Origin of the sequence: Spirillospora sp. NPDC047279, from assembly GCF_040643285.1 — a bacterium.
Taxonomy (GTDB): Bacteria; Actinomycetota; Actinomycetes; order Streptosporangiales; family Streptosporangiaceae; genus Spirillospora.
In genome coordinates, this window is the sequence record NZ_JBEYUA010000018.1 from 139,398 (window position 1) to 165,099 (window position 25,702).

Genomic DNA, 25,702 nt, shown 5'->3' on the forward strand with positions numbered 1-25,702 from the left:
CTGGATCACATGCGTATCAGCACTCGTGCTCACACGGTTAAGTAGAACAGGTTCTCATTTTCCTGTCACTACCGGGTCTCCAACGTGGCCCGCACGCGTTCCAGCGTGGTCCGCATGCCCGCCCGGTTGACCTCCGCGCGCCGTTCGGCGGGCACGCCGGTGAACACCTTGCCGAGCAGCGACACCAGGCCCGCGCCGCGGTTGTCGCGCCGCAGGTCCTCCCAGTATTCGGTCAGCCGGGTCGACCCGCCGCCGACGCCCTCGATCCGGTAACCCCACAACGCCACCGGCATGCCGAAGCTCGACACCCGGAACGCGAAGACCTCCCCGGGCACGGCGGCGCTCACCTGGCAGTTGGTGAACCAGACGCGCCAGCCGATCCGGTTGAAGCCGACGAACCTGGTGCCCTCCCGCAGCCGCCGCCCGCGCACCCACACCGCGAACAGCTCGGGACTCCACTCCTTCATCCGGCGGAGGTCCGTGACGGCCGCGTACACCTCGTCGGGCTCGGCCGTGACCGCGATGCTCTCCTCCGCCACCCACTCCCTGTCCATGAAGGAATCAAAGCAGGTGCGCGTACTCCGCGCGCCACTCGCGATACCAGTTCTCGAACCAGGGCTCGGCGGCGGCGAGCGGCAGCACGTAGGTGATCGTCTCGGCGTAGTAGCGGCGCTGGAAGTCGGGCGGCATCTGGTGCAGCCGCTGCACGTTGCTGACCCGGTCGGCGAGCTTGACCACCTTGGCCTCGCGCGGCGCCTCGCCGAGCCGCCGCAGGTACGCCGACTTGGCCGCGCGCTTGGCCTGCCGTCCCTCCCCGGCCGCCGGGGGCTTGGTCACCCAGTCGACCAGCTCGGCCACGACCGGCCCGAACTCGTCCTCGACGTCCCGCGCCGTCGCCGCGGTGTCCTCGACCACGTCGTGCAGCACCACCGCGGCGAGCAGATCGGGGGAGGTCACCCCGGCGCCGCGCACGAGCACCTCCAGCGCCTCCAGCAGGTGCTCCAGGTACGGCACGCCCGTCGGCCGCAGCTGGTCGCCGTGCCAGCGCCGCGCCGCGATCACCGCCCGCTCGACGACGGCCAGGTCGGCCGCGGGCAACCCGGTCAGCTCCGGCCGCGCCTCGTCCCAGGTCCGCCAGGACGTGAAGGTTTCCATGCCCCTAGTAAACCGGGCCCTGGTAAGCCCGCACCGGCGATCGGGAGGCCGGTCAGCCCAGCGGCTCGATGGGCACGGGCCGGAGCGGCGCGGTGCGGCCCGCCCACGTCTCCAGATGCGCGACGAACCGCTCGGCGTCGGCGGACCACTGGAAGTGCTCGCGGGCCGTCTCGTGGCCGTTCTTGCCCAGCTGGGCGCGGAGCGCGGCGTCCCCGCTCAGCCGCAGCACGGCGTCCGCCGCCGCCCCCGCGTCGCCGAACGGCACCACGATCCCGCTGTCCTTCACCACCTCGGCGGCGGCCGGGTTCGGCGTCGTGATCACCGGGATGCCGTGCGCCATGTACTCCATGACCTTCGCAGGGACCGCACGGGTGCCGTCGCGCAGCAGGGCGAGCCCGGCCGTCGCGCCCTCCGCGATCCGCAACGCCCGGTCGTTCGGCACGAAGCCGTACCAGCGCAGGATCCCCTCCCGCTGCGCCGCCCGCAGCGCGGGCCGGACCTCCGGGTCCGCCGGGCCGATCAGCTCGACCATCACGCCCTCGGCCGCCAGCCGCCGGGCCAGCTCGATCATGTCGCCGGCGCCCCGGTCGGCCGACAGCCGGCCGACGTAGACGGCGCGCCCGCCGGCCGGGGCCGCGGGCGGCGTGTCCGCGACGTACGTCGTGTCCGGCACCACCGGGTGGCTGCCCCGGAAATGCGCGCCCAGCCCCTCCTCGGCCAGCAGCAGCCGGTGCCGCCGTTCGCCGCGGGACTCGAGCCGGCGCGCGAACGGGCGCAGCAGCGGCCCGAGCGCCGCCGCGGTGTCCTCGCGCACGTCCCACACGACCGGCCGCCGCCGGACGGCGCGCGGCAGCGAGACGAGCAGCACCGGATCGTGCAGCAGCACCAGGTCGGCGTACGCGGCGTGCTCGGCCAGCGCCCGGTGCGCGGCGCGGAGCGCGGCCGCCCGCCGCCGTCCCGTCGAGGCCGGCACGTCGACCGGGCTGATCTTCCGCCAGGGCGTCACGTTGCAGGCGCGGAACGGCGCGATGTAGGTGACCTCGTGGCCCGCGTCGAGCAGAGCCCGGATCTGGCGGTGCAGGATCCGGGCGTCCTCGGGATGACGTGCGATGGTGCACACGCAGACCCGCATGTGGCTCACTCCTGGAAGCAGACTTCTGGTTCTTGCAGGTGATTGTGAGCGCGCCGGGCGAATTCCCGCCGTACGCGAGGATGCCCCCGGATGAACGTCCGGGAGAACCGGGCCTGCGGGCAATGTCCCCGTGACGTTGTACGGGGGTTCACCTTCTCGTAGTGAAGGCGCAGCACACTGCGCAGAGTGTCCGTACCCCCGCCGTCGTCACCGCCGCCAGGACGACCGCCGACGACCAAGGCCTGGGTGGAGTCCCCACTGCAGCTTCTGTCGGCGGTCGAGGCGCACCACGCGGGCCTGCTCGGCCGCGGCACCGAGGTCGTGCTGCGGGCGGGCGTCGACCCGCTGGTGACGACCGCGTCCGAGGTGGAACGGCTCGGACCGCACCAGGGGCTGGCGCGGGTCCACGTCGGCACCCGCGTGCCCGTCCCGTCCGGGACCGGCACGCTGGTGATCGGCGACGCGTTCTCCGGGGCCGTCCAGCGGCGGTTGCTCACCCTCCGCGCCCAGCGCCTGATCATCGCCGACGACGGCCTGGCCACGATCCACCTGCTCGAACTGCTCGCCGCGCCCGACCCGCGGCCGCTGGTGCGCGCCCGCGCCCGGCCGACCGTCGCCCGGCAGGCGCTCGGGCTGGCCACGTCCGCCCGCGTACGCGCGCTGGGCCGGGCCGGCCGCCTGGTCGTCTTCACCGCCATGCCCGTCCCGGCGGACCTGCGGGACGCGGTGACGGCGCACGGCGTCGACGTCGTCGGGCACGACTTCCCGTGGCTGCGCGGCCGCCCGGCCGAGCCGCCGCCGCCCGAACGGCAGGTCGTCCTCGGCAGTTCCCTGGTCGCGAACGGCCTCGTGCACCGCGAGCGTTACCTGGAATGGGTTATTGGCCTGGCCGCCGACGAGCCGATCGCCTACCGGCCGCACCGCCGCGAGCCCGCCGCCGACCTCGACGAGCTGCGCCGCCACCCGCGCATCTCGGTCGCCGAGCCGGGTCCGCCGGTCGAGGTCTGCCTGCGCGGCCTCACCCGCGACCACCGGGTGGTCAGCCTGCCGTCGACCGCGCTGACCTCGTTGCGGCTCGTCCTGCGCGGCACCGGTACTACGATCCAGGGCGTGACCGTTCCCGCCGACTGGTGGACCGACCGGGCCGACCCCGGCCTGCGCGAGCACCTGAGCCTGTTCCTCGACGGCCTGGAGACCGCCCGGTGACCGTGCGCGTCCTCGCCGTCGCCGACTCCGACTCCTACCTCAAGTGGGCCGCCGGGCTGCTCGGCGGGATGCCGCCGGGGTGGACGGCGCAGATGATGGTGGTCCGGTCGCCGATCACCCCGTCGCCCGGCCAGATCCGTTCCGCGCTGAACGGGACGATGGCCGAGGCGGACGTCGTGCCCGCCCGCCGGCTGCGGCGGCTGCTCGCCTCGTACCGGCCGGACGTCGTGCTGCTCGCCTGCACCGGCCCGGTGGTCGAGGCGCTCGCCGCGGTCGTCCTCGACCGGGCGGACGGCCACCGGCCCGTCCTGGTCACCGGCCTGCCCGGCATCTCGGTGCCCGCCAGCGAGCGGGCCTGGGTGTTCCGGTCCGCCGCCGACCTCTTCATCGTGCACAGCCACCGGGAGGCCGCCGAGTTCGCCGGGATCGGCCGCGGGCTGGGGGTCCACGGCACCGTCGGCCGCGCCCGGCTGCCGTTCCTCGCCCCGGCGCCCGCGGCGGCCGTGCGCGACCGCGTCGTCTTCGCCACGCAGGCCAAGGTCCCGGTGGCGCCGGACGAACGTCGGCGCGTCCTGCTGTCGCTGGCCGCTCTGGCCGACGCCCGGCCCGACCTCCACGTCGTGGTGAAGCTCCGGGCCCGCGCCGACGAGCAGCAGACCCACCGCGAGCTGCATCACTACGAACTGCTCTGGGACGACCTGGTGGCCGCTCGCCGCGTCCGCCCCGGCGCGGTGTCCTTCGACGCCGGGCCGATGCGCGAACACCTCGCGCACGCCGCGGGCTTCGTGACCGTGAGCTCGACGGCCGCCCTGGAGGCGATCGCCGCCTCGGTGCCGCTGCTGGTCCTGTCCGACTTCGGCGTCAACGCCGAGATGATCAACGTGGTGTTCGAGGGGAGCGGCTGCCTCGGCACGCTCGCCGACCTGGAGAAGGCGGCCTTCCGCGACCCCGACCCGGGGTGGTGCGCGGCCAACTACTTCCACGACCCCGTCGACGATGACTGGACGGCGCTGCTGGCCGGGCTCGTCGCCCAGGCCGCCACCGGCGTGCTGCCCGCCCCGGTACGGCTCCCGTACCCCGGCGGCGCCAGGGCCAGGCGCCGCGCGAGGCTGCGCCTGGAGGTCCCCGCCGCCATGGAGATGATCTCCGCCGTACGCCAGTCCCGCCGCCGCACCTCCTAACCCCAGAATCCGCCGCACCGCCGGGCAGCCTCACCGCCAGGCCAAATGGAGCCCGACGCACCGTCGGGCAGCCGCGCTGCCGCACCGTCGGATCGCCGCACGGTCGGATCGCCGCACGGTCGGATCGCCGCACGGTCGGATCGTTGGGCCGCCGGATCGTCGGGGGCGGGCTGACCGGGGGCGGCGGGTTGATGCGGCTAGCCGGTGGGGCGGCGGCGCAGGCGGGCGCCGAGGCGGCCTCCGGAGGGGCGGGGTGACGGTTCGGACGGGGGTGGCCGGTCTTCTGGGGGTGGCATCAGGAGGCGCAGCTCGTCCAGGCGGGTGCGGGAGAAGTACCGGGTGAGGGGGCCGTCGGCGATCTCGGTCAGGTAGGCCTCGGTCTCCCGGCGCAGCCCGGCGTGCACGGTGGCGCGCATGCAGTACGCGATCGCCGGGATGAGCGTCCGCAGCTCCACGGCCGGGGGCGGGACCATCTCGCCCGTGCTCGTCAGCTCCGGCAGCGCGGCGTCCAGCAGGGTCAGCGGGACGCGGTCGGGATGCTCGTACCGGGGCAGGCGGTCGAGAAGGCGCCCGGCCTCCGCGCACGCCACCGGCAGGCCGAACAGCCGGGCGGCGCGCAGCAGCGGCCCGCCGGACGCCCCGGCGACCAGGGCCGGCGGCTCCTTCCCGGCGAACCACAGGTCGGGCGGATCGGCCTGCTCGGCCACCACCAGCCGTGCCCCCAGCCGCGCGGCCTCCTCCGCCAGCCGCCGCGCGGACCCGGGAGCCGTGCCGGGGCCGATGCCGTCGCAGGGCACGAACACGACCGACGAATGCCCCGAGCCCACCGCGCCGCGCACCATGTCCAGGCACCGGGCGTCCTCGGGCGGTCCCAGGATCACGGCCGTCTCCGGCGGCAGGACCGGCGGGGACAGCTCGGCCGCGACGCCGCGCCACGCGTCCTCGGCGATCACCTCGACGTCGATGCCGTACTCGGCGAGCAGCAGGGGCGCCAGCCCGGGGACCAGGTCGAGATGGACGAGCGCCCTGATCCGTCCGCCGACGCCGGGCGGCAGGGGCTCCATCGTCGGCCCGTAGGCGGTCAGGTCCGGCGTGCAGACCGTCAGCGGCGCGTCATGGAAGATCAGGGACAGCGCGCGGCCCGGGTGCCGCGCCACCGACTCGGTCACCAGCTCGACCGGCCCGCCGCCGAGCCCCCACGCCCGGCGCAGCAGCCGGGCGAACAGCGGCAGCTCCTCGGCCGGCGGCGACCAGCCCGCCGGGTGCAGCGGCGCGATCTCCGCCGCCAGGTCGATGACCTCGTCGTAGCGGCGGGCCAGCGCGGCGAACCCGGGGACGTCGCCGAGCGCCGGCGCCTGGCCGGGCACCGGCGCGGCGCCCGCGAGCAGCAGGATCCGGCGCCCGCGGCCGGCGAGCAGGCCGGCGTCGAGCGCGGCGGTCATGGCGAGCAGGCCGGCGGGCGAGGCCGCGACGAAGAGCCGGGTCATGACGCGAGTCCGATCCCGAGCGTGCGCTCGAAGAGTTCCATGCGCTCCCGGCCCATCGCGGGCAGGACCTCCGTGCGCAGTTCGCCGGGGACGGCCCGCATCGCCGTCCGCGCCCGTTCGTGCAGCACGGCCCGCAGCTCGCCGGTGAGCCGCTCCTCCTTCTTCAGATGGTGGGCGATCACCGCGAAGTAGTTGCGGACGGCCTTGCGGGCGAGCAGGTCCCCGTCCGGGTCGTCGGCCAGCTCCGCCAGGACGGAGTCGAACGCCTCGAAGAAGTGCAGCTGGCGCTCGTCGCCGATCTGGGTCAGCGAGGTCGGAACGTCGCGCCGGTAGTGCACGCCCGCCAGCGAGACCACCGCGTACGACGCCGCCCGCCGGTGCAGCCGCCAGATCCAGGGCCGGTCCTCGGCGGTGTGCAGCCGCTCGTCGAAGTCCAGCAGCCCCGCGTCGGCCAGCTCGCGCCGGTAGACGCCGTTGTAGCACTGCGGGTAGTCGACCATCGTGGGCTCGTGCGGCGGCAGGATCGACTCGCGCGGGGACATGACCCGGCCGCGCCGCCCCTCGGGCGCCCGGAACAGCAGCCGGCGCCCGCCCGACACCTGGACGTGGTCGGTGCGGACGAAGTCGCAGCCGAGCCCCTCGGCGGCGGCGACCAGCTCGAAGAGGTGCCCGGGCGCGACCCAGTCGTCGCCGTCCAGGAAGGTGACGTAGCGGCCGGACGCCGCCGCCAGGCCGCGGTTGCGGGCGGCGCTGACCCCGAGCGGCCGCTCGTGCCTGATCGTGGTCAGCCCCGGCAGCAGCGCCCGATGGTCGTCGATCACCTCGGGGGTGCGGTCGGCGGAGCCGTCGTCCACCACGATGAACTCGACGTCGGGCCGCACGTTGCCGGCGAGCCCCCGCAACATCGCCGCGGCGTACGGCGCGACGTCGCGGGCGGGGACGACGACCGAGAGCAGGATCGCGGTCACGGGCACCCCCTTCTCGGCTCGGCGGCCGGTGAAAGGATCATGAGGCTGAGCCGGCCCCGCTTGTAGTTCCACTCGCGCACGGTGACGAAGTCGCCCCCGTACCCGACGAACCGCAGCCGCGCCTCCACCCAGGGCGGCACCCCCCGCCGGCCGCCGAAGTCCCACAACACCCAGACGCGCCGCTCCGCGCACATCCGCAGCTTGAGGGTCTCCAGCCCGGCGTCGACGCCGAGCAGGTTCCCGGCCTCGACCGGGGACCGCTGCATCATCACGTCGTCCAGGCCCCGGTAGGCGTCCGGATAGCCGGACGCCCGCCAGCGCATCGCGGGGGTGAGGAACAGCACGGCGTCTCCGGGACGTGCCTGGGCGCGCAGCACGTTCGCCGGGGTGCGCAGGTCGTCCCAGCGTTCGTCCTCCCCGCGGATCACGATCTGCTGCGGGACGGCGAGCCAGGCCAGCACCGCCAGCCCGGCCAGCGGCAGGGGCCGCCAGACCCGCGCCGTCCACACCAGCGCGGCGGCGATGAGCAACGCCAGCGCGGGCAGGCAGAACACCATGTAGCGGTGCCGGTAGAGCGGCGTCGACAGCGAGACCAGCAGCAGGACGGCAGGCGACAGCAGCAGCCAGGGCGCGGCGAGCATGGTCAGCGTGGGCGCCGGCCGGACGCCGTCGTGCTCGCGCCGGATCCAGGCCTTCCGGCGTACCCCGGCCACGAGCCCGAGCACGGTCGCCACGAGCGTCATCCAGATCAGCGTGCGATGGCCGGCCAGGAACTCCACGAGCTGCCACACGTCGTCCCACGTGGGGGAGGGGATGCTCTTGACCTGCTGCTTCTGCCCCCGCGCCATGACGGCGAACCGGTAGAGCGCACCCCCGGTGACCGCCATGGAGACGATCCAGCCCAGCGCCACCCGCTTCCTGGCGACGCCGTTGAAGAGCCCCCACGCCACCGTCACCAGCAGGGCGGGCACGAGCAGCAGAGTGAAGAGGTTGAGCAGCCCGACCAGGATCATCGCGACGGTGTGGCCCGCCAGCCACGCCCACCACCATCGCGGCGACTGGAGGGCCCGGACGAGCAGGTAGGCGGCGACGACCGCCGCCGTGGTGGCCAGGGCGAACGGGCGCGCCTCCTGCGCGTAGCGGGTGACCGTCACGTTGCCCGCGTAGACCAGCCCGGCGACCAGGCCCACCCAGGCCGAGGCGCAGCGGCGGCCCAGCGCGGTCACGCCCGCGGCGGCGACGGCGGTCGCCAGCGCCGACAACGAGCGCAGGGCGAGCTCGTCGTGCCCGAAGAACGCCATCCACTGCCGCATCACCAGGTAGTAGCAGGCGTGGACGAGGTCGAGGTTCTCGGTGACGGCACGTTCGAGGTCGGGCAGGTCGCGGCTCGCCATGCTGATCGTCGCCGCCTCGTCCATCCAGAACGACGGCCGCGAGATCCCCCAGAACGAGACGGCGAGCGCGGCGGCCGCCGGTATCGCCGGGAGCCCGAACCGGCCGGCGAACGAGGGCCACGACCGCTCCGCCGCCCGGCCGGACCGCCGCCGCCCCCCGCCCCGATCGGCGCCGGCCACCGCCTCCTCGGCGATGGCCGCGTCGTCTCCGCCCGCCACCCGGTCGAGCATCCGGCCCTACCCCGCGGATCTCAGCCGGGCGGGCAGGGCGCGCGCCTGCTCGGTCAGGACCCGTTTGAGCGCCTTGCCGCCGGGCCGTTCGACCAGCCGGTGGATCGCGTACGCGAGCAGCAACATCCCGCCGATCGTCGCCGCCAGCGTGACCGGCGCCGGCACGTCCAGCTTGCGGTGCAGGACGCGGATCACGAACCAGCCCAGGTGCTCGTGGATCAGGTAGAACGGGTACGTCAGCGCGCCCGCCGTGGTCAGCCACCGCCAGCTCGCCCAGCGCAGCCAGCCCAGCGCGACCGCCGCGACGGACGCGAACGCCAGCGTGACCACCAGCAGGATCACCTCGGGCTCGCGCTGCGCGAACGAGCCGGTCGCCGCCGGGTTCCCCATGGCGCCGGTGACGTAGTACTGGCCGAGCAGCCAGCTGACCCCGACGATGCCCCAGAGCAGCAGGTCGCTCCCGTACCGGTGGATCAGGTAGAGGGCCAGCCCGCCGGTGAAGAACGGCGCGTACACGTCCAGCGTGAGCTCGTGCAGGATCTCCACGTCGGCGGCGCGCGAGAACACGCCCGCCACCAGCCACAGGCAGGAGAACATCACCACCCGCCGGTAGGTGGCGCCCTTCCAGACCACGAAGAGCGCGAAGAGCAGGTAGAAGCGCAGCTCGACCCAGAGCGTCCAGCACACGCCGAGCACCCGCTCGGCGCCCGCGGGCTGCTGGAGCATGGTCAGGTTGACCAGGAACTCGTCCAGGCGCACCGGCTTCGCCACCGCCGGCAGCGCCAGCGAGGCGGCGGTGACCAGCACGATCGCCGTCCAGTACGCCGGGTAGAGGCGGCTGACGCGGGACCGGAAGAAGTCGCCGAGCGAGCGCCCCCAGCAGCTCATGCAGATGACGAAGCCGCTGATGACGAAGAAGAACTCGACGCCGAGGTTGCCGTAGACGGTGATGTCCGGCAGCCCGCCGAACAGGTCCCGGGGGGACTCCCCCCACGACTCCGAGACGGTGCCGCCGCGGCCGGTGTAGTGGTAGAAGCAGACCATCAGCGCGGCGAGGATGCGCATGCCGTCCAGGGCGCGCAGCCGGTCGCCGCCGGGGCGGCTCCGGCCCGGGGCCGTCTCTGCCGACGTCGCCTTCGCGCCGTCCCTGCCCGCGTCGCCGGTGTCCGCACCGTTCCCGGCGTCGTCTCGTGGCGACGGCACGAGGATCGACGTGCTGTCGCTCATTTCGGCCGCGCCCGGAGCTGTTCGGCCCGCCGCAGCGCCGCGATCGCCAGCTGCCGGCGCCTGCTGCTGCGCGGCAGCACGGTGCCGAGCACGCGCGGATGCCCCTGCGCGACGCCGCCCGGCAGGTCGAGGCTGGTCAGGCGGCGGCGCTTGAAGTGGCGGGTCAGGTCGTCGTCCTGGTGGGCCTCGAGGTACCCGGCCGCGGCGGCCCGCAGGTCGGGCCGGGCGGAGGCGCGCATGCAGTAGGAGATGGCCGCCACCAGCGGCACGAGCTCGTCCTGGACGGCGTCGGGACCGATCCGCGGGTCGTGCAGCGTCCCGTCCTCGCCGAGCCGGGGGATCGTCGTGTCGACGATCGTCACCGGCACCCGGTTGCTGTTCTCGTACGGTTTCAGCCGTTCCAGGAGCAGTTCGGTACCGACGGCGGCCGCGGGCAGGCCGTAGTAGCGGGCCGCCGTCACCAGCGCGGTGGAGAAGCAGCCGACGACCAGCGCCGGCCGGGTCGCGGCGAACCACGTCTCGGCCGGTACGGGCGCGTCGACGACCAGCAGCCGGATCCCGAGCCGGCCGGCCTCGGCGGCGAGCCGTTCGGTGGCGCGCACCGGGCTGCCCGGGTGCGGCTTGAACAGCACGGTCTCGTGGCCGCGTGCCGCCGCGCCGCGCACCATCGTCGCGTGCAGCTCGTCCTCCTCGTGGTCGCCGAGGATGCCGAGCGCGGCCAGGTACTGCCCGATGACCAGCGGCGCCCCGTCGAGATCGGCGCCGTACGCGGCGATGGTCGGCGCGACCTCGGCGTGGAACTTGTCCAGGACGGTACGGAACGGCTCGTCCGGGATGATCTCGGCGGGGACCTCGTACTCGCGCAGCAGCTGCGGTTCGAGGCCCGGGACCAGGTCGAGGTGGAGCTGCCGGGTGATCTGGGTGCCGATGCCGTACGGGAGCGCGTTGCGCGTCGGGCCGTAGCTCATCAGCCCGTCGGAGTAGACCGTCACCGCCGCGTCGAAGAAGATCGAGGCCAGCGAGCGGGCGGGCGGCACCGCTATCGACTCGGTGACGAGCTCGACCGGGTCGGCGCCCAGCCCCCACCGGTCACGGAAGATCCGCTCCCACAGCGGGAGGTCCTCCATCCGGGGTTCCCAGCCGCTCGGGTGCAGCGGGGCCAGCTCGTCGTTCCAGGACAGGACGTCGTCGAAGCGCCACGCCAGCGTCGCGAATCCCGGCACCCGGTCGACCGGGGTGGACGCCTCGGGGACGGCGCTGTTGTTGCTGACCAGCAGGACGCGGCGGCGGTCGCGCGGGCCGAACGCGCCGGCGTCGATCGCCGCCGCCAGGGTGACGGCGCTGAACAGCGTCGAGGTCACGAAGAGTTGCGTCGTCACGATCAGAGCCCGATTCCCAGCGTCTCGGCGAACAGGTCGAGGCGTTCCCGGCCCAGCCCGGGACGGACCTCGGCGAGCGTCTCCTGCGGCAGGGCCCGCAACGTGGTCCGCGCCCTGGTCCGCAGGGCCTGCCTGAGCGCCGGGGTCAGGCGTTCCCGCTCGTTCAGGTGGTGCGCGATGATCGCGCAGTAGGTCTGCACCGCCTTGCGCCGGAACCGGTCGCGCTCGGGGTCGTCCTCGAGCTCGGCCAGGACCTTGTCGAAGGCGTCGAAGAAGTGCAGCTGGCGGGCGTCGCCGACCTGGCTGAGCGAGGTGGACACCTCGCGCCGGTAGAAGACGCCGACCAGGGACACCACCGCGTACGAGGCGGCCCGCCGGTGCAGCCGCCAGATCCACGGCCGGTCCTCGGCGGTCAGCAGCTCCTCGTCGAACGTGAGCAGGCCGTCGTCGGCGAGCTCGCGCCGGTAGACGCCCGACCACGCGTAGGGGAAGTCCACCATCGTCTTGCCGTGCGCGGGCATGATCCCGTCGCGTGGTCGCAACTTCACCCCGCGCCGGCCGTGCGGCGCGCGGTGCAGCTCGCGCCGCCGCCCGAACACCTGGATGTGGTCGGTCTTGACGTAGTCGCAGCCGATGGCGTCGATCGCCTCGACCGCCTGGGCGAGGAAGCCGGGCGCCAGCCAGTCGTCCCCGTCGAGGTAGGTGACGAGCCGCCCGGACGAGGCCGCGAGGCCCTTGTTGCGGGCCCCGCTCAGCCCGAGCGACCGTTCGTTGCGGATCACGGTCAGCCCGGGCACGTTCGCCCCCTGCTCGGCCAGGACCTCGGGAGTCCGGTCCTTGGACCCGTCGTCGACCACGATGAACTCGAAGTCGTCGCGGGCGTTGCCTTTCAGGCTGAGCAGGAGGTCGCCCAGATAGGGGGCGACGTCGCGCATCGGCACGATGACCGACAGGGTGGTCACTCGGAGAACTCCGTTTCGAATGCGGGGGCGGCTCGGGCGGTCGGCCCGGCCCGGGAGGTGACCCGGCGCGGGCCGCCGGCCCGGCTAGGCGGTGGCCCGGCGCAGCCGCGCCCGCGGCTCCTCCTCGCCGGGGAACACGCGCTTGGTGCCGTCCCCGAGGGCCTCGCCGATGATGCGGACGTCGCGCACGAGGTGCTCCAGGCCGGTCGGCTCCAGCGAGGCGGCGTGGTCGGAACCCCACATGGTGCGGTCCAGCGTGATGTGCCGTTCCAGCATCACCGCGCCCATGGTGACGGCGGCCAGCGAGATCTGCAGGCCGCGCTCGTGGCCCGAGTAGCCGACCGGGACGCCGTAGCGCTCCTGGAGGGTGGCGATGGTGCGGAGGTTGGCCTCCTCCGGCGGGAGCGGGTACGTCGAGGTGGAGTGCAGGATGACCAGGTTCGCGGTGCCGAGCACCTCCACCGCGTCGTCGATCTCCTCCAGCGTGGACATGCCGGTCGACAGGATGATCGGCTTGCCGGTCGCGGCCAGCGCGCGGAGCAGCTCCTTGTCGGTCACCGAGGCCGAGGCCACCTTGTGGGTGACGACGTCCATCTCCTCCAGGAACTCCACCGACGGGACGTCCCACGGGGAGGCGAACCAGTCGATGCCGCGGTCGGCGGCGTACTTGGCGATCTGCCGGTACTCGTCGGCGCCGAACTCGACGCGCTCCTTGTACTCCATGTAGGTCATCTCGCCCCACGGAGTCTGCCGGATCTTGCTCCGCTGCTCGACCGGGACGCAGATCTCCGGCGTGCGCTTCTGGAACTTCACCGCCTGGCATCCCGCGTCCGCGGCGATGTTGATCAGGCGGCGCGCGATGTCGACGTCACCGTTGTGGTTGATGCCGATCTCACCGATCACGTACACCGGGTGTCCCTCGCCGACCGTGCGGCCGCCGATCTGGACCGGCTTGGGAGCGATGCCGATCGCTGCCTTGCTCATATCGTGTCGTCCTTAGAGGTTGGGTTCGGGACTGCGGGCCTGCAGCACGCGCTCGCAGAGCTCGCGGACCGCCCCGGCGCCGCCGGGACGGGAGAGGATGACGCGGGCCGCGGCCAGCACCTCGGGGTGCGAGCCGGGGACCGCGATGGGCCAGCCGACGAGCGCCAGGCAGCCGAGGTCGTTGACGTCGTTGCCCGCGTAGGCGACCCGGGCCGGGTCGAGCCCCTCGTCGGCGATCCACTTGCGCAGCGCGGCGGCCTTGTCGTCGATGCCGTGCAGCACGGGCACCTTGAGCTTGGCCGCGCGCGCCGCGACCACCGGGTTGACCTCGGTGGACAGGATCAGGAGCGGGATCCCGGCCTTGCGCAGCAGGGAGACGCCCATGCCGTCGGAACGGCTGACGGTGACGCTCTCGCGGGCGTCCTGGTCGACCGTCGCCCGGTCGTCGGTGTGCACCCCGTCGAAGTCGGTCACGACGGCGTCCACGTCGATCGGGGCGGGCCGGTCGGCGACCGGCGCGATGAGCCGGACCAGTTCCAGGTCGGCGGCGGTGTCCACCTCGACCGCGTGCGCGAGCGGCACCGGCTGGACGTCGATGTGCCCGAAGAAGCGGTGCCGGTGGATGCGCATCTCGGCGGTCCGCATCACGTAGAACGCGCCGGTCTCGCGGTAGTGCGGCGCCCGGTCCTGCCGGCGCGGCCGGTGGCCGGGGTCGTGACCGACGCCGGTGACGCCGCGGTCGCCGACCGAGCGCCACTGGAACTCGTGCGTCTCCAGCCCGGCGAACACCGAGTCGGCCGCGCCGTCGAGCACCTTGCCCACCGCCGCGTCCAGGTCGGCCGGGTCGATGAACGGGCTGGTGCACTGCACCATGACGGTGACCTCGGGGGCGCCGTCGCCCTCGGCGGCCAGCCGGTCCAGCGCGTGCAGCAGCGCCGACTCCGACGTGGCGACGTCACCGCTGATGTCGCCGGGCCGGTCGACGACCCGGGCGCCCGCGGCGCGCGCCGCCGCGGCGATCTCGGCGTCGTCGGTGCTGACGACCACCAGGTCGATCAGCGTGGCGGCCAGGGCGGCCTCCACCGCGCGGACGACCAGGGGCCGGCCGCCCACGAGGGCGAGATTCTTCCGGGGAATGCCCTTGGACCCGCCCCGTGCGGGGATGACGCAGACGACACGCACGTGGCTGCTTCCTCACTGATGGGATGACGCGGCGGAAGATCGCCGGTGTTCGGAAAACGCCGTATGAGGCATGACGACGCTAGGGACCCCGATCTGCGGGCCGGTGACCCGAATATGAACGCGCGGGGTCGGTCGTTCTAACGCTTGAGCTCAGCCGCCTCACGTTGATCTTCCCGGGCGGGCTCGGCGTCCCGCGCGGGCCGCCCCTGCCTGGGCCGGGGCACCGACACCGGGTTGCGCAGGCCGGTGAACATCCAGTCGACCCGCGGCTCCACCAGCCACCGCGTGACGCGGACGGCGGGACGGCCGCACAGCAGCGTGGCCGCCACCGCGGCCGCCACGGCCACGGCCGCCGCGCCCGCGATCGAGTGCAGGCTCTCGACGTCGTCGTAGAACCCGGCCTTGCGCAGCGCCTGGATGCCGAAGCCGTGCAGGAGATAGGCGTACAGCGTGGTCGCGCCGAGCGGCGTGAACCACGTGCGCCGGGCCGGGACCAGGGTCAGGAACGCGAACGCGAGCACGGCCCCGGCGACCAGCATCCCGGTCCGCATGATCGTGCCCTCGACGTTCGTCAGGCCGAGGGCCTCGTTGCCGTCCACCCAGTAGATCCAGGAGTTCGGCATCTCCCGCCCGGCGGTCGCCATCAGCGCCAGCGCCGCGGCCAGCGTCAGCGCGCCCGCGACCCGGGCCCGCGCGGTCTTGAGCGGCTCGAAGTGCTCGGGCCTCAGCATGAGCCCCAGGACGTAGAACGGGAGCAGGCCGAGCAGCCGGTGCAGCGTCAGTTCCTTGGGCAGCACCGTCATGTACGACAGCAGCGAGATCCCCATGGCCACGCCCAGCGGCCACCGGATCTGCTGCCACACCGGCGTCGAGAGCCGCCAGAAGAACAACGCCAGCAGGAACCACATGACGTACGACGACCGCAGCAGGGTGATCTCCAGCGGCTTGCCGCCCGACACCGACCAGAAGTAGACGGAGTAGAGGATCTCGAAGACCACGTACGGCGCGGCCAGGCCGGAGATCAGCTTGCGCGCCTTGCCGCCGGAGAACGTGAACCGCCGCGACAGGTGGCCGGTGAGCATGATGAACACCGGCATGTGGAACATGTAGAGCAGCGTGTAGGACGCCCGCACCTCGGGCACGTCCCGCAGGTCCTCCACCGCGTGGCCCGCCACGACCAGCAGGATCGCCAGGAACTTGGCGTTGTCGAAGAAGGGGTCCCGGCCCGCACGGGCCTTGGCCGTGGGGGCCTTGGCGGTGGGGCCCTCGGCCGAGGGAGTGGCCACGGCCCCGGTCAGGCGCGCCCGTAGGCGTCTTCGAGGCGCTCGATGTCGTCCTCGTCGAAGTCGCCGAACGCGACCTCCAGCACCCGCACCGCCGGGCCGGCGGACCCCATCCGGTGGGTGTCGCCCGCCCTGATCAGGACCCGCTCGCCCACCTCGGGCTCGATCCGCCGCCCGGCCACCTCGAAGACGGCGCCGGCGTCCAGCGCCACCCACAGCTCGTCACGGTGCCGGTGCCGCTGGAGGCTGAGCCGCTGCCCCGGCGCCACATGGATGATCTTGACGGTGGACGCCTCGTTCAGCGTGAACCGTTCGAACCTGCCCCACGGCCGCTCGTCGGTGACGATGTCGAGCCGGCGGGCGAGGTCGGTCGCTTGGTCGGTCATTCGGGAGATGCTGGACCGTCCGTGCGAACTGCGGTCGTACGGAAGGGGACCTCGAAGTGTCGGCGGGTGAACGTCACCCACGTCGGAGCCGGGTCAGCCGCGCCGGAGCCGGATCACCCGCGCCCGCGCCGGAGGCAGGACAGCCGGCCGACCTCGAAACGTTCGCCGTACCCGGCGGCGGCGATGAGCCGCAGGGCGGCGGCGTCCCGCCGGAACGCGCAGGCCACGGTGACGTCGACACGGTCGAGCGCGCCGCGGACCTGGACGGCGGTGGGCTTGGCCTCGCGGCCCGGCAGGACGAGCTCGGTCAGCAGCCGCCGGTCGGCGGTGAACGTCTCGGACGCGCCCAGCATTTCGAGCTGGTGGGTGTTCGGGTTGACGGCGTTCACCCCGATCCCGAAGAACGGCACGGTGCGCATGTATCGCTGCGGCATGAGCACCGTGCCGCCGGGTTCCGCCGCCTTCACCACCACCCGGGCTGTCCGCAGCTGGCCGGTCACCGCCTTCCACGAGGGCTGGTCCTCGACCAGCGTCCCAGCGTCCTGCGACCAGACCGGCACGCCGCCCGCCACGACCAGCCCGCCCAGCAGGACGGCGGGCACGGCGCCTGCGGCCGTCCATGGGACCGCGGTGGGCACCCTCGCCCGGATCCGCCGGGCCGCCCCGGCAGGGAGCGCGGTCGCGGCGAGGAGGCCGACCAGCACCGGGGCGGGGACCACCCACAGCGTGCGCCACATCACCGGTCCGGCCCCCGTGGACGAACCGATGAAGCCCAGCACCCCGTCGACGAACAACACCGTCGCCACGGCCGCCACCCCGCCCGCGATCAGCGCCGGCGCGCCCGGCCGGGTCAGCCAGGGGCCGAGGTAGAGCGCGCATCCGCCGAGCACCCCGAGGGTCCCGGCGAGCAGCACCGCGGAGTACGTCGCCGCGGGCCCGGCGGCCTCCCCCTCGACCATGGTCCCGTCGCCGCCGAGATGCAGGATGGTGACGAGCAGACCCGCGCCGACCGGGTAGGCAAGGACCGCCGTGGCGGTCAGGCCGGTACGGACGCGGCCGGTGACGAGCATCGGCCCCGCCACGGCGGCGACGACGAGCGGCACGAGGAGCACGGCGGTGGACGACAACCCGGTCGCCGCGACCCCTGTCGCCACGGCGAGCCCCAGTGCCGCCGTGGAACGCCGCTCCGCCCACCGGGTCAGATAGACGTACAGCAGGGGCACCAGCACTGACACGAGCATCGCCTTGCCCTGCCACATGCGCGGCATGTGGAAGGCGCCCATCGAGCCGAAGCTCTCGCCCGACCACAGCAGGTAGACGACCGCGACCGCGAAGCAGGCGAGCGCGCGGCGCGGCGCCCACTCCCGGACGAGCCGCCAGAGCGCCCAGACCGCGAGGAAGACCGCCGCGGGGAGCACGACGTACCAGAGGAGCGACGCGGCGGGCACGCCCAGCGGCCGGGCGAGCGCCCCCACCAGCACCTCGAGCGAGGAGACCGGGGGCTCGCCCGCGATCGGCGGGACGGCGCCCTGGGTGAACACGGCGTCCCGCGTCGGCGCGTGCCCGTGCGCCGCCGTCCAGACCGAGCGCGACACGAAGAACGCGTCGTCGCCGTCGGTGTTGACCAGGAAGAGCGAGCCGATCGCGCACCCGGCCGCCACGAGCACCGGTGGCAGGCCGAAGCCGTCGGCGCGTGCGGTGCCCTTGCTGACGCGGTCCTCGCTCACGGCGGGTTCCTCCGGCGGGACGCCGCGAGCGAGGACGAACATCACGGCCGTTGCCGCGACACTCAGCGACCCGGCGACCCAGACGATCCACCACGGCGGTCCGGCCTGGTGAACCCCCGCGACCGTTCCCGCCACCGCCCCCGCGGTGATGGCGGCGAACGCCCAGTAACCCAGCGGAGGCCGGGCCGGGTCCGGGTCGGTCACGCGGTCCCGCGCCTGAGAGGGACGGGTGAGCCGCCACGCGTACAGGCCGCCGAGCAGCACCCCGACCCCGAGCCACGCCAGCAGCAGGCCCCAGGTGGGCGGTTCGGTCAGCAGCCCGAGGTGGTAGACGACCGTCCACGCCGCGAAGGCCACCACGGCCAGGTCGGTGGCTCGGTCGAGCACCCTGCCGATCGTGTCGAAGGTGCGGTTGATCAAGAGGTGGCTCCATGACGAAGTCGGGCGGCCGGGAAGGCGCCGATCCCGAACGTGTGGACCAGCGTCCACAACGTCGAGACGGAGGCGAAGTCGTGCGGGCCGACGGCGCGGGCGGAGATCACCAGGTGGACCGTCGCCGGGAGCCCGAGCACGACGAGCCCCAGGCCTACGGTCGCGGTCCCCGACGCGACCGGCGAGCGCGCGTATCTCAGCGCCTTCATGAGCCGGGGGTGCTCTCCGGATCATCGGCCTTCCCTGCCCAGTCGGCGTACCCGCCCGTCTGTCCGTCCGTCTGCCCGCCGTCTCCGGCCTGCTCGAGCTGCTCGATGCGCAGCCGCTGCAGCCCGAGCTCCTCGGCGAGGGTGCGCACCTTGTCCTCCAGCCGGGTCACCTCGGAGCTGAGCTGCACGTTGATGGCCAGGAGCAGCAGGCTGGCACCGAAGAACAGCAGGTTGGCGGGGACCTGCACCCCGGTCAGGTCCGCGGCCGTCTCCAGGATCTGCGGGAAGGCCGCCATGAGCACGATGAGGACGGAGAGCACCACCCAGGTGATCGCGTACTTCTCACGCAGCCGCCGCCGGCGCAACATCTCGAAGATCACGACCAGGGCGATCGCGGCCCCGATCAGGCCCAGGTGATAGGCCTTCATGACGCCCGGGGGGCCCAGCGCCGCACGAGTGCGAGGCCGAGGGCGACGACCGCGCGGAGCAGGTACACGGTCGCGCGGATCGGCGACTGGCTCGCTCGCCCGGCGGCGCGTGGTCGCATCGCCACCGGCACCTGCCGGACGCGGCAGCCCGATCGGATCGCGATGACCATCGACTCGACCGTGTCGCCGAGGTACTCGGCCGGGTAGTGCTCGGCGAAGACCTCGAGCGCACGCGGTCCGGCGGCGCGGAAGCCGCTTGTGGTGTCGGTGAGCCGGGTGCCGGCCAGCCGGGACAGCACGGTCGCCAGCAGCCGCATGGCCCAGCGGCGCGGCCCGCGGCCCGCGGAGTATCCGCCCACGCCCGCGAAACGGGCTCCGATGACCAGGTCGGCCCCGGCGTCCAACTCGGCGAGCAGGTGCGAGATGTAGGAGGCGTCGTGCTGCCCGTCCGCGTCGACCTGGACGACCGCGCGGTAGCCGTGGCGGAGCGCGTGCCGGTAGCCGGCGCGCATGGCACCGCCCACACCGAGGTTGAACGGCAGCCGGACGACCGGCACCCCCAGCGCCGACGCCGTGGCCGCGGTGCCGTCGGTCGACCCGTCGTCGATGACCAGGACGTCGGCGTCCGGGCAGCACACGGCCAGCTCCTTGAGCACCCCGGCGATGGCGTGCTCCTCGTTCAGCGCCGGAACGACCACGAGCGTGGTGGCACGTCGCCGGACGCCGGTCTCCCGGCGTTCAGACATCGCGATGATGGCGCTTCCCCGTCTCTGTGGGGGCATGCGGCACCGACGGCGGTCGGTGGGCATGCCTGTGTGGACCTTGCCTTAGTTGACACCTGAACCCCGCCTGAAGGTTGCCTGGAATTCGCAAATAGTTTGATGAGTCGTCAATAAGGCGTTCTGTCCCGTTCAAGGACATGCGGCGATCACGGGCCGCCATGACGCGGACACACGAAGCCGCGCGGCCCGGCAGGCCGCGCGGCTTCCGAGATCGAAGGGATCAGGGGATGGCGCCGAAGACCTCGTCGACGACGCGGGCGGCGGCGCGGCCGTCGTCCAGGGGGCAGAAGCGGTCCACGAAGTCCTTGTAGCGGGCCTCGTACTGGGCCGAGGTCACGTCGATCTCGCGGATCGCCTCGATGAGGGCGTCCGAGGACTCCACCAGCGGGCCCGGCGCCTCCTTCTCGAAGTCGAAGTAGAAGCCGCGCAGCCGGTCGCGGTAGTCGGCCAGGTCGTAGGTGAAGAACAGCAGCGGCCGGCGGGTGTTGGCGTAGTCGAACATCACCGACGAGTAGTCCGTGATCATCATGTCCGCGATCAGGTACAGCTCGGCGATGTCGGGGTAGAGCGAGACGTCGAAGACGAAGCCGTTGCCGTCGTCGGGGACGCCGTCCACCACGTTGCTGTGCAGGCGGACCAGCAGCACGTGGTCGTCGCCCAGGGCCGCCCGCGCCCGGTCGAGGTCGAGCCGCAGGTCGAACTTGTAGCGGCCGCGGCTGTAGTACTGGTCGTCCCGCCACGTCGGCGCGTACAGGACGACCTTCTTGCCCTCCGGGACGCCCAGCCGGGAGCGCACCGAGGCGGCGACCGCGTCGGCCTCCGGGTGGTAGAGCACGTCGTTGCGCGGGTAGCCGGCCTCGATCAGCTCGCCCTTGAAGCCGAACGCCCGCCGGAAGATCTCGGTGCTGAACGGGTTGGGCGACAGCAGGTGCGTCCACTCCGGCAGGTTGGGCGTGGCGGGCACGTCCTGCGCCTTGGCCTGCGTCTGCGACTGGAGCGCCTTCTTCATGCCGGGCGCGTAGGCGAAGTGGACCTCCTTGAGGTCACGGCCGATCTTCTTCAGCGGGGTGCCGTGCCAGGTCTGGAGCACGATCTGGTCGGGGTGGCGCTGGAACCAGTCGCCGAGGCGGTGGTTGGTGACGATGTAGCGGGACGAGGCGACCGCCTCGTGCCACTCGCGGCCGTTCAGCCGGACCGGGGTGAGCGTGTCGGGCAGGTCGACCTGGCCGTCGTTGACGACCCACAACTGCTCCAGGTCGGTGCCGCGCCGTACGAGCTCCTCGTGGATCGCGCGCGGGCTGTCGGAGAACTGCCGGCCGTTGAAGCACGAGAAGAGCACCGCGTCGCGCAGGCCGTCCCTGGCGACCTTCGAGCGGGCCTCGGCGCGCAGCGCCGTCGCGCCCGCGCCGCGCTCCTCCGGCGTGAGGTCGTTGGTGACGTGGACGACCAGGCCGCTGCCCGGGCTCTCCAGCGTGTAGCCGCGCAGCGCGACCTCGACCGAGTTGGACGACCCTGACTCGACCTCGGACGTCGTGCGCACGGCGAGCGGCCGCCCGCCGTCCGCCGGGCGGAACAGCACGTCCCAGCGGCCCTGGCGCAGCGGCAGCACGCCGGCCGCGCCCGGCATCGCCGCGACCGGGATCTCGCAGGTCAGCACGCCGTCGGTGGAGGTGACGGCGAACGGGTAGTCCTTGCGGCGGCCCCGGCTGCGGATCACGATGTCGCCGCGCTCGTACGCGGCGTGCGTGCCGGTGAGGACGAGCGTGCCGTCGTCGCGCCAGCCGGCCGCGCTGACCTGGAGGCGCGCGGTGCGCACCTGCAGGCGAAGGTAACCGGCGGCGCCGCGCCCGGCGAACACCTCCTGGGTGCCGATCAGCCGCTCGATGTCGGCGACGCCCTCCGCGAGCACCAGCGGGCGCCCGTCCAGGGACACCGCCCAGTCGCGGGTGTCGTCGATGACGTTCGGGGCGGCGTCGGCGGCGGCCGCCGGAAGCGGCAGCCGGGCCGTGAACCGGCCGTCCTCGCCCGCCGTCACCGGGACGCGGACGACCTCGTCGCCCAGGGACAGGCTCAGCTCGCGCGGCGCCTCCCCGGTGCTGTCGACGTCCAGCTCCACGCCCTCCTCGGCCCAGCGCAGCGCGACGGCCTTGGCGGTGACGGTCTCGACGGCGACGCGCAGCGTCCCGTCGACGACCTGCGGGACGACGCGGACGTCGTCGGTGACGTAGTGGTAGGGCGGGCGGGCGCCGCTGCCGCCCGTACCGCCGCGCAGGCGCGCCGACCGCAGCACGCCCGCGTTGAACACCGTCGCCTCGACGTCCCAGACGGCGTCGTGCCACGCGCCGCGCCGCTTGAGCCTCTTGGGGTCGAGGGTGAACTCGAACCCGGTCCACGCGCCGGACTTCTTGCCGGGCTTGGGGGTCTGCTTCGCCGTCAGCGAGACGCTCCTGCCCCCCGACCGCAGGCTCACGCGCTTGATCGCGGTCCACTTGCGCCGCGAGCTCACCGAGTTGATGTACGCCTCGCCGCGCACGACCAGCCGGCCGTCGCGCCAGGCCACCTCGTGCACCCGCCCGCGCAGGGACACCTCGGTGCGCGCGCGATAGGTCTCCTGCGGCACAGCGAGCTTGTCGTCCTTCCAGTACGGGTGGACGACGTAGCGGTGCAGGCCCTCGCGGACGATCGACGGGTTGGGCTTGCCACGCCCGTAGCGCACGACCTTGACCAGCTCGGAGCGCTTCTTCCGCGCGGCCAGGTGCCACTTCAGCCGGGTGAGCGACGGCAGGTCGGCCAGCGCCTTGGGGTCGAGCCACGCGTCGTGCGCCGCGGCCTGCGCGACGATCTGGTCGCGTTCCTCGTCGGTGGTGTCGGGAAGGCCGTCGAGGAACGCGCGGAGCTCCCGGTCGAGCACCGAGGCCAGGAACCGCCGCCGCTCCTTGGGCTTCCAGTGCCCGTCGAGCCTCGTCAGCACCGCCTCGACCGCGGCGAACCCGTCGGCGGCGTCCTGCGGGACGGAGCTCGGCCCCGGGTCCACCGCGGCGAACCGCCGCACGACCGTCCGCGGCACCACGTCCACCGCGGTGGCCAGGTAGTACGCCGGCACCGCCACGGCGAGGTCGTCGTCGCGGTTGACGTCCGGGAACGCCAGCCCGGCGCGCTCCCAGAAGGAGACGCGGAACAGCTTGTTGGTGATCACGCGGTCGTCGAGCAGCGCCTCGTGCCGCCGGACGTGGGTGCCCCGCAGCTCCTTGGCGAACGCCTCGCGGTGCCGCCGCGAGGCCTTGGTGCCGTTCTCGCCGCGCACGCCCACGTTGCCCGCCGCGAAGTCGGACCGGCCGGCCGACAACGCCGCGTGCAGCGTCTGGAGGGCGTCCGCGGGCAGCACGTCACCGTCGTCGGCGAACGCCAGGAACTCCCCGGTCGCCTCCCGTACGCCGATGCCGCGCGCCGCGCCGCGACCGGGAGCGCCCTCCCGGATGAGGCGGAACCGCTCGTCCGGCAGCGCCACGCCGGCGCTGGTCCCGGCGCCGCCGTCCACGACCAGCACCTCGAGGTCGCGGTGGGACTGGGCGGCGAGCGATATCAGCGTCTCGGCCAGGTCCGCGGCGGACCTGCGCGCGAGCACGACGACGCTGATGAGGTTGGACACCAAGGGGGGACTCCTTCGCGAGGAACGCGGCGGGCTACGGGCGGGGCGGGTTCGGGACGGTCTCGCCTAGGAAGACCCGGCGGACCGCGCGTTCGGATGCCCGGCCGTCCTCCCAGGGACAGAAACGATCCCGGAACGCCGCCCGCGAACGGGCCGCGGCCTCGTTCCACGGGGTGCCGGCCCGGAGGGTCTTCAGCAGCTCCTCCTCGCTGCGGGCCACGACGCCCGGCGGGAACTCCATCAGGTCGAAGTTGACGCCGCGGGTGAGCTTGTAGGTCTCCCAGTCGGGCGCGAAGATCACGACCGGCCGGTCCGGCAGCACCGCGTAGTCGAACATGATCGACGAGTAGTCGGTGAGCAGCACGTCGGACGCGATGCACAGGTCCTCGACCGACCGGTGCCCGGACACGTCGATGACGCGGTCGCGGTCCCACAGCTCGGCCTCGGGCTGGTAGAAGTAGTGCGCCCGCATCAGCAGCACGTACTCGTCGCCCAGCTCGTGGGCGAAGTGCCGGATGTTGAACGTCGGCGAGAAGTCGCGCTTGTAGTCGCGGTGCGTCGGGCAGTAGAGGACGGCCTTCTTGCCCTCGGGGATCCCGAGCTCGGCGCGCAGCCGGTCGCGCTCCTCGGCGGTCGCGCGGACCAGCCGGTCGTTGCGCGGGTAGCCGATCTCCAGCATCTCGTAGTCGCAGGGGAAACTGCGCTCCCAGGCCTCCGTCGTCAGCGGGTTGGCCGACAGGTGGTAGTCCCAGCGGTCGGCCCGCATGATCAGGGCCTCGAAGTCCATCGTCCCGCCGCCGGCGGGGTACTGCATCTGGTCGAGCCCCATGCGCTTGAGCGGCGTGCCGTGCTCGGTCATCACGTGCACCTGGCCGCGCCGCTTGACCAGGGCGTTGGGGAAGTTGACGTTGTTGACGAAGTACTTCGCGCGGGCCACCAGGGACCAGTACTCGCGGGTGTTCTGCACGACGTACGGCACGCCCTCGGGCATGTCGGCCACGTTGTCCTGCTTGACCACCCAGACGCCCTTGACGTGCGGCGCCAGCTCCTTGGCCTTCTCATAGATCGCGGCCGGGTTGCAGGCGTAGCCGCGGTACCAGTACGCCCCGTACACCGCGAGGTTCTCGTCGACCGGCCGGCGCAGCTGCGTCCGGTAGTAGGTCCCCATGCCGCGCCGCTTGGAGTTGTTGCCGAACGCCTTGACCTTGCGCTTGACCTTGCGGAGGGCCTTGCGGGTGCGCAGCTTCTTGTGCAGGCGCACGAAGCCCTTGTAGTCGTTCTTGCGGAGCAGTTCGTACTTCCTGGCCAGCACCGGGTCGTCCGGCATCTCGTGGTCGGACGGCCGGTAGCGGCGGTAGATCTCGGAGATGCCGGCGAAGAACCGTGCCCGGTCCTCCTCGGGCAGGCGGTCGTCCGCCTCCTGGATGATCAGCAGGTGCCAGAGTGCGCGGTCGAACATCCGCGCGCGGAACCGATCGGTCTCCGCCGGGTGCTCGTCCATGAACGCGAAGACCCGGTCGTACTGGGCGAACGCGTCGAAGTGCTTCTGGCTGCGCGTCTTGGTGATCGCGCCGCGCCGGCGCTGCCGGTAGATGTAGCAGACCTGGTCGAGCAGGCTGATCCGCTCGGCGGCCATGAGGATCGGGTACGTGACGTTGAAGTCCTCGTAGTGGCCGCGGCTGAACCGCAGCCCCAGCTCCAGCAGGAACTCCCGGCGGATCGCCCGGTTCCACGCGGTCATGATCATGCGCAGCACGGTCGGCCGTTCGGCGCAGGTGAACACGTCCGGCGCCGGCGGCACCCGGAACAGCTCGTTCAGCACGTTGCGCTTGACCTTGCCGTGCCAGTACTCGCGGGCGTAGTCGAACATCAGCACGTCCGGCCGCGTCTCCGCCAGCCGGTCGACGATCGCCTGCACCGCCCCCTCGGTGGCGTAGTCGTCGCTGTCGAAGAACCACACGTAGTCGCCGGTGGCCATGTCCAGGCCGATGTTGCGCGCCTCGCCGAGCCCCACGTTCTCGGCCAGATGGCGCACCCGTACGCGCGGGTCCCGGGCGGCGATCTCGTCGAGGATCTCCCCGCAGCGGTCCGGTGAGGCGTCGTTCACCGCGATGACCTCGAGGTCGGGAAGATCGCAGGCGAGGATGGACTCCAGGCACTGCCGGATATAGCCCTGTACTCGGTGTGTCGGGACGATCACACTCAGCGAAGGTGGGGCGGCGTTGGGGGACTGCCAGCCGGGGGCGGGCGCGGGGGAGGCGTTGTCTGACATGGCTCCGGGGAACGGTCGAGGCTGGGAACGGGGTGTTGTGAGGACC

Annotated in this window: 21 protein-coding genes; 2 read left to right on the forward strand and 19 right to left on the reverse strand. The window is 73.1% G+C overall.

Annotated elements, in window-relative coordinates; all coding sequences use genetic code 11:
- Positions 1-68: 68 nt before the first annotated feature.
- Genes ABZ810_RS37365 through ABZ810_RS37375 form a run of 3 tightly spaced genes read right to left on the reverse strand, consistent with a single transcriptional unit; the run spans position 69 to position 2,287 of the window.
- Positions 69-554, reverse strand: a complete 486-nt coding sequence (locus ABZ810_RS37365) for an SRPBCC family protein (RefSeq protein WP_358411422.1) — start codon at positions 552-554, stop codon at positions 69-71.
- A 7-nt stretch (positions 555-561) separates the two neighbouring features.
- Entirely contained in the window at positions 562-1,155 is a 594-nt protein-coding gene (locus ABZ810_RS37370) for an HD domain-containing protein (protein ID WP_358411424.1), read from the reverse strand.
- Between the two features lie 52 nt (positions 1,156-1,207).
- A complete protein-coding gene (locus ABZ810_RS37375) occupies positions 1,208-2,287 on the reverse strand; it encodes a glycosyltransferase family 4 protein (RefSeq protein WP_358411426.1) in 1,080 nt (359 codons plus the stop codon).
- A 246-nt stretch (positions 2,288-2,533) separates the two neighbouring features.
- Here ABZ810_RS37375 and ABZ810_RS37380 point away from each other — a divergent pair, with 246 nt between their 5' ends.
- Entirely contained in the window at positions 2,534-3,493 is a 960-nt protein-coding gene (locus ABZ810_RS37380) for a hypothetical protein (RefSeq protein ID WP_358411428.1), read from the forward strand.
- Entirely contained in the window at positions 3,490-4,674 is a 1,185-nt protein-coding gene (locus tag ABZ810_RS37385; protein ID WP_358411430.1) for a DUF6716 putative glycosyltransferase, read from the forward strand. Before ABZ810_RS37380 ends, ABZ810_RS37385 begins: the two co-directional genes overlap by 4 nt.
- Positions 4,675-4,871: 197 nt before the next feature.
- Here ABZ810_RS37385 and ABZ810_RS37390 read toward each other — a convergent pair whose 3' ends face one another.
- The 16 genes from ABZ810_RS37390 to ABZ810_RS37465 all read right to left on the reverse strand — a co-directional run bounded on the left by ABZ810_RS37390 (position 4,872) and on the right by ABZ810_RS37465 (position 25,656).
- A complete protein-coding gene (locus ABZ810_RS37390; RefSeq protein WP_358411432.1) occupies positions 4,872-6,161 on the reverse strand; it encodes a hypothetical protein in 1,290 nt (429 codons plus the stop codon).
- The gene (locus tag ABZ810_RS37395; protein WP_358411434.1) at positions 6,158-7,129 is read right to left on the reverse strand and encodes a glycosyltransferase family 2 protein; all 972 of its coding nucleotides are present in this window, start codon (positions 7,127-7,129) and stop codon (positions 6,158-6,160) included. The genes ABZ810_RS37390 and ABZ810_RS37395 overlap by 4 nt, the downstream gene beginning before the upstream one ends.
- On the reverse strand, positions 7,126-8,754 hold the full coding sequence (locus ABZ810_RS37400; RefSeq protein ID WP_358411436.1) for a glycosyltransferase family 39 protein: 1,629 nt from the start codon (positions 8,752-8,754) through the stop codon (positions 7,126-7,128). Before ABZ810_RS37400 ends, ABZ810_RS37395 begins: the two co-directional genes overlap by 4 nt.
- A 6-nt stretch (positions 8,755-8,760) precedes the next feature.
- Entirely contained in the window at positions 8,761-9,981 is a 1,221-nt protein-coding gene (locus tag ABZ810_RS37405) for an acyltransferase (protein ID WP_358411438.1), read from the reverse strand.
- Complete coding sequence (locus tag ABZ810_RS37410; RefSeq protein WP_358411440.1) at positions 9,978-11,360, reverse strand: alpha-2,8-polysialyltransferase family protein; 1,383 nt, start codon at positions 11,358-11,360, stop codon at positions 9,978-9,980. Before ABZ810_RS37410 ends, ABZ810_RS37405 begins: the two co-directional genes overlap by 4 nt.
- A gap of 2 nt (positions 11,361-11,362) precedes the next feature.
- Positions 11,363-12,322 (reverse strand): glycosyltransferase family 2 protein, encoded by a 960-nt coding sequence (locus tag ABZ810_RS37415; protein ID WP_358411441.1) that lies wholly within the window; start codon positions 12,320-12,322, stop codon positions 11,363-11,365.
- A gap of 84 nt (positions 12,323-12,406) precedes the next feature.
- Complete coding sequence (locus ABZ810_RS37420) at positions 12,407-13,306, reverse strand: N-acetylneuraminate synthase family protein (RefSeq protein ID WP_358411443.1); 900 nt, start codon at positions 13,304-13,306, stop codon at positions 12,407-12,409.
- Positions 13,307-13,318: 12 nt separating this feature from the next.
- Positions 13,319-14,488, reverse strand: a complete 1,170-nt coding sequence (locus tag ABZ810_RS37425; protein WP_358411445.1) for an acylneuraminate cytidylyltransferase — start codon at positions 14,486-14,488, stop codon at positions 13,319-13,321.
- A gap of 137 nt (positions 14,489-14,625) precedes the next feature.
- Positions 14,626-15,774: an acyltransferase family protein gene (locus ABZ810_RS37430; protein ID WP_358411447.1), complete on the reverse strand. Its 1,149-nt coding sequence runs from the start codon at positions 15,772-15,774 to the stop codon at positions 14,626-14,628.
- A gap of 8 nt (positions 15,775-15,782) precedes the next feature.
- Complete coding sequence (locus tag ABZ810_RS37435) at positions 15,783-16,157, reverse strand: phosphomannose isomerase type II C-terminal cupin domain (protein ID WP_358411449.1); 375 nt, start codon at positions 16,155-16,157, stop codon at positions 15,783-15,785.
- Positions 16,158-16,270: 113 nt separating this feature from the next.
- Positions 16,271-18,304 carry a DUF6077 domain-containing protein gene (locus tag ABZ810_RS37440; RefSeq protein ID WP_358411451.1) on the reverse strand — a complete coding sequence of 678 codons (2,034 nt, stop codon included), beginning with the start codon at positions 18,302-18,304 and terminating at the stop codon, positions 16,271-16,273.
- A complete protein-coding gene (locus ABZ810_RS37445; RefSeq protein WP_358411453.1) occupies positions 18,301-18,525 on the reverse strand; it encodes a hypothetical protein in 225 nt (74 codons plus the stop codon). The genes ABZ810_RS37440 and ABZ810_RS37445 overlap by 4 nt, the downstream gene beginning before the upstream one ends.
- Positions 18,522-18,953, reverse strand: a complete 432-nt coding sequence (locus ABZ810_RS37450; RefSeq protein ID WP_358411455.1) for a DUF2304 domain-containing protein — start codon at positions 18,951-18,953, stop codon at positions 18,522-18,524. Before ABZ810_RS37450 ends, ABZ810_RS37445 begins: the two co-directional genes overlap by 4 nt.
- A complete protein-coding gene (locus ABZ810_RS37455; RefSeq protein ID WP_358411458.1) occupies positions 18,950-19,699 on the reverse strand; it encodes a glycosyltransferase family 2 protein in 750 nt (249 codons plus the stop codon). The genes ABZ810_RS37450 and ABZ810_RS37455 overlap by 4 nt, the downstream gene beginning before the upstream one ends.
- 256 nt (positions 19,700-19,955) lie before the next feature.
- The gene (locus ABZ810_RS37460) at positions 19,956-23,384 is read right to left on the reverse strand and encodes a bifunctional glycosyltransferase family 2 protein/CDP-glycerol:glycerophosphate glycerophosphotransferase (RefSeq protein WP_358411460.1); all 3,429 of its coding nucleotides are present in this window, start codon (positions 23,382-23,384) and stop codon (positions 19,956-19,958) included.
- Positions 23,385-23,418: 34 nt separating this feature from the next.
- Positions 23,419-25,656, reverse strand: a complete 2,238-nt coding sequence (locus tag ABZ810_RS37465; protein WP_358411462.1) for a bifunctional glycosyltransferase family 2 protein/CDP-glycerol:glycerophosphate glycerophosphotransferase — start codon at positions 25,654-25,656, stop codon at positions 23,419-23,421.
- Positions 25,657-25,702 lie beyond the last annotated feature (46 nt).

What these genes read in the sequence shown, in the direction of transcription:
- ABZ810_RS37455 (WP_358411458.1), bottom strand. Translation starts at nt 19,699, where the DNA reads ATGTCTGAACGCCGGGAGACCGGCGTCCGGCGACGTGCCACCACGCTC.
- ABZ810_RS37400 (WP_358411436.1), bottom strand. Translation starts at nt 8,754, where the DNA reads ATGCTCGACCGGGTGGCGGGCGGAGACGACGCGGCCATCGCCGAGGAG.
- ABZ810_RS37365 (WP_358411422.1), bottom strand. Translation starts at nt 554, where the DNA reads ATGGACAGGGAGTGGGTGGCGGAGGAGAGCATCGCGGTCACGGCCGAG.
- ABZ810_RS37465 (WP_358411462.1), bottom strand. Translation starts at nt 25,656, where the DNA reads ATGTCAGACAACGCCTCCCCCGCGCCCGCCCCCGGCTGGCAGTCCCCC.
- ABZ810_RS37405 (WP_358411438.1), bottom strand. Translation starts at nt 9,981, where the DNA reads ATGAGCGACAGCACGTCGATCCTCGTGCCGTCGCCACGAGACGACGCC.
- ABZ810_RS37375 (WP_358411426.1), bottom strand. Translation starts at nt 2,287, where the DNA reads ATGCGGGTCTGCGTGTGCACCATCGCACGTCATCCCGAGGACGCCCGG.
- ABZ810_RS37390 (WP_358411432.1), bottom strand. Translation starts at nt 6,161, where the DNA reads ATGACCCGGCTCTTCGTCGCGGCCTCGCCCGCCGGCCTGCTCGCCATG.
- ABZ810_RS37445 (WP_358411453.1), bottom strand. Translation starts at nt 18,525, where the DNA reads ATGAAGGCGCTGAGATACGCGCGCTCGCCGGTCGCGTCGGGGACCGCG.
- ABZ810_RS37370 (WP_358411424.1), bottom strand. Translation starts at nt 1,155, where the DNA reads ATGGAAACCTTCACGTCCTGGCGGACCTGGGACGAGGCGCGGCCGGAG.
- ABZ810_RS37420 (WP_358411443.1), bottom strand. Translation starts at nt 13,306, where the DNA reads ATGAGCAAGGCAGCGATCGGCATCGCTCCCAAGCCGGTCCAGATCGGC.
- ABZ810_RS37450 (WP_358411455.1), bottom strand. Translation starts at nt 18,953, where the DNA reads ATGAAGGCCTATCACCTGGGCCTGATCGGGGCCGCGATCGCCCTGGTC.
- ABZ810_RS37435 (WP_358411449.1), bottom strand. Translation starts at nt 16,157, where the DNA reads ATGACCGACCAAGCGACCGACCTCGCCCGCCGGCTCGACATCGTCACC.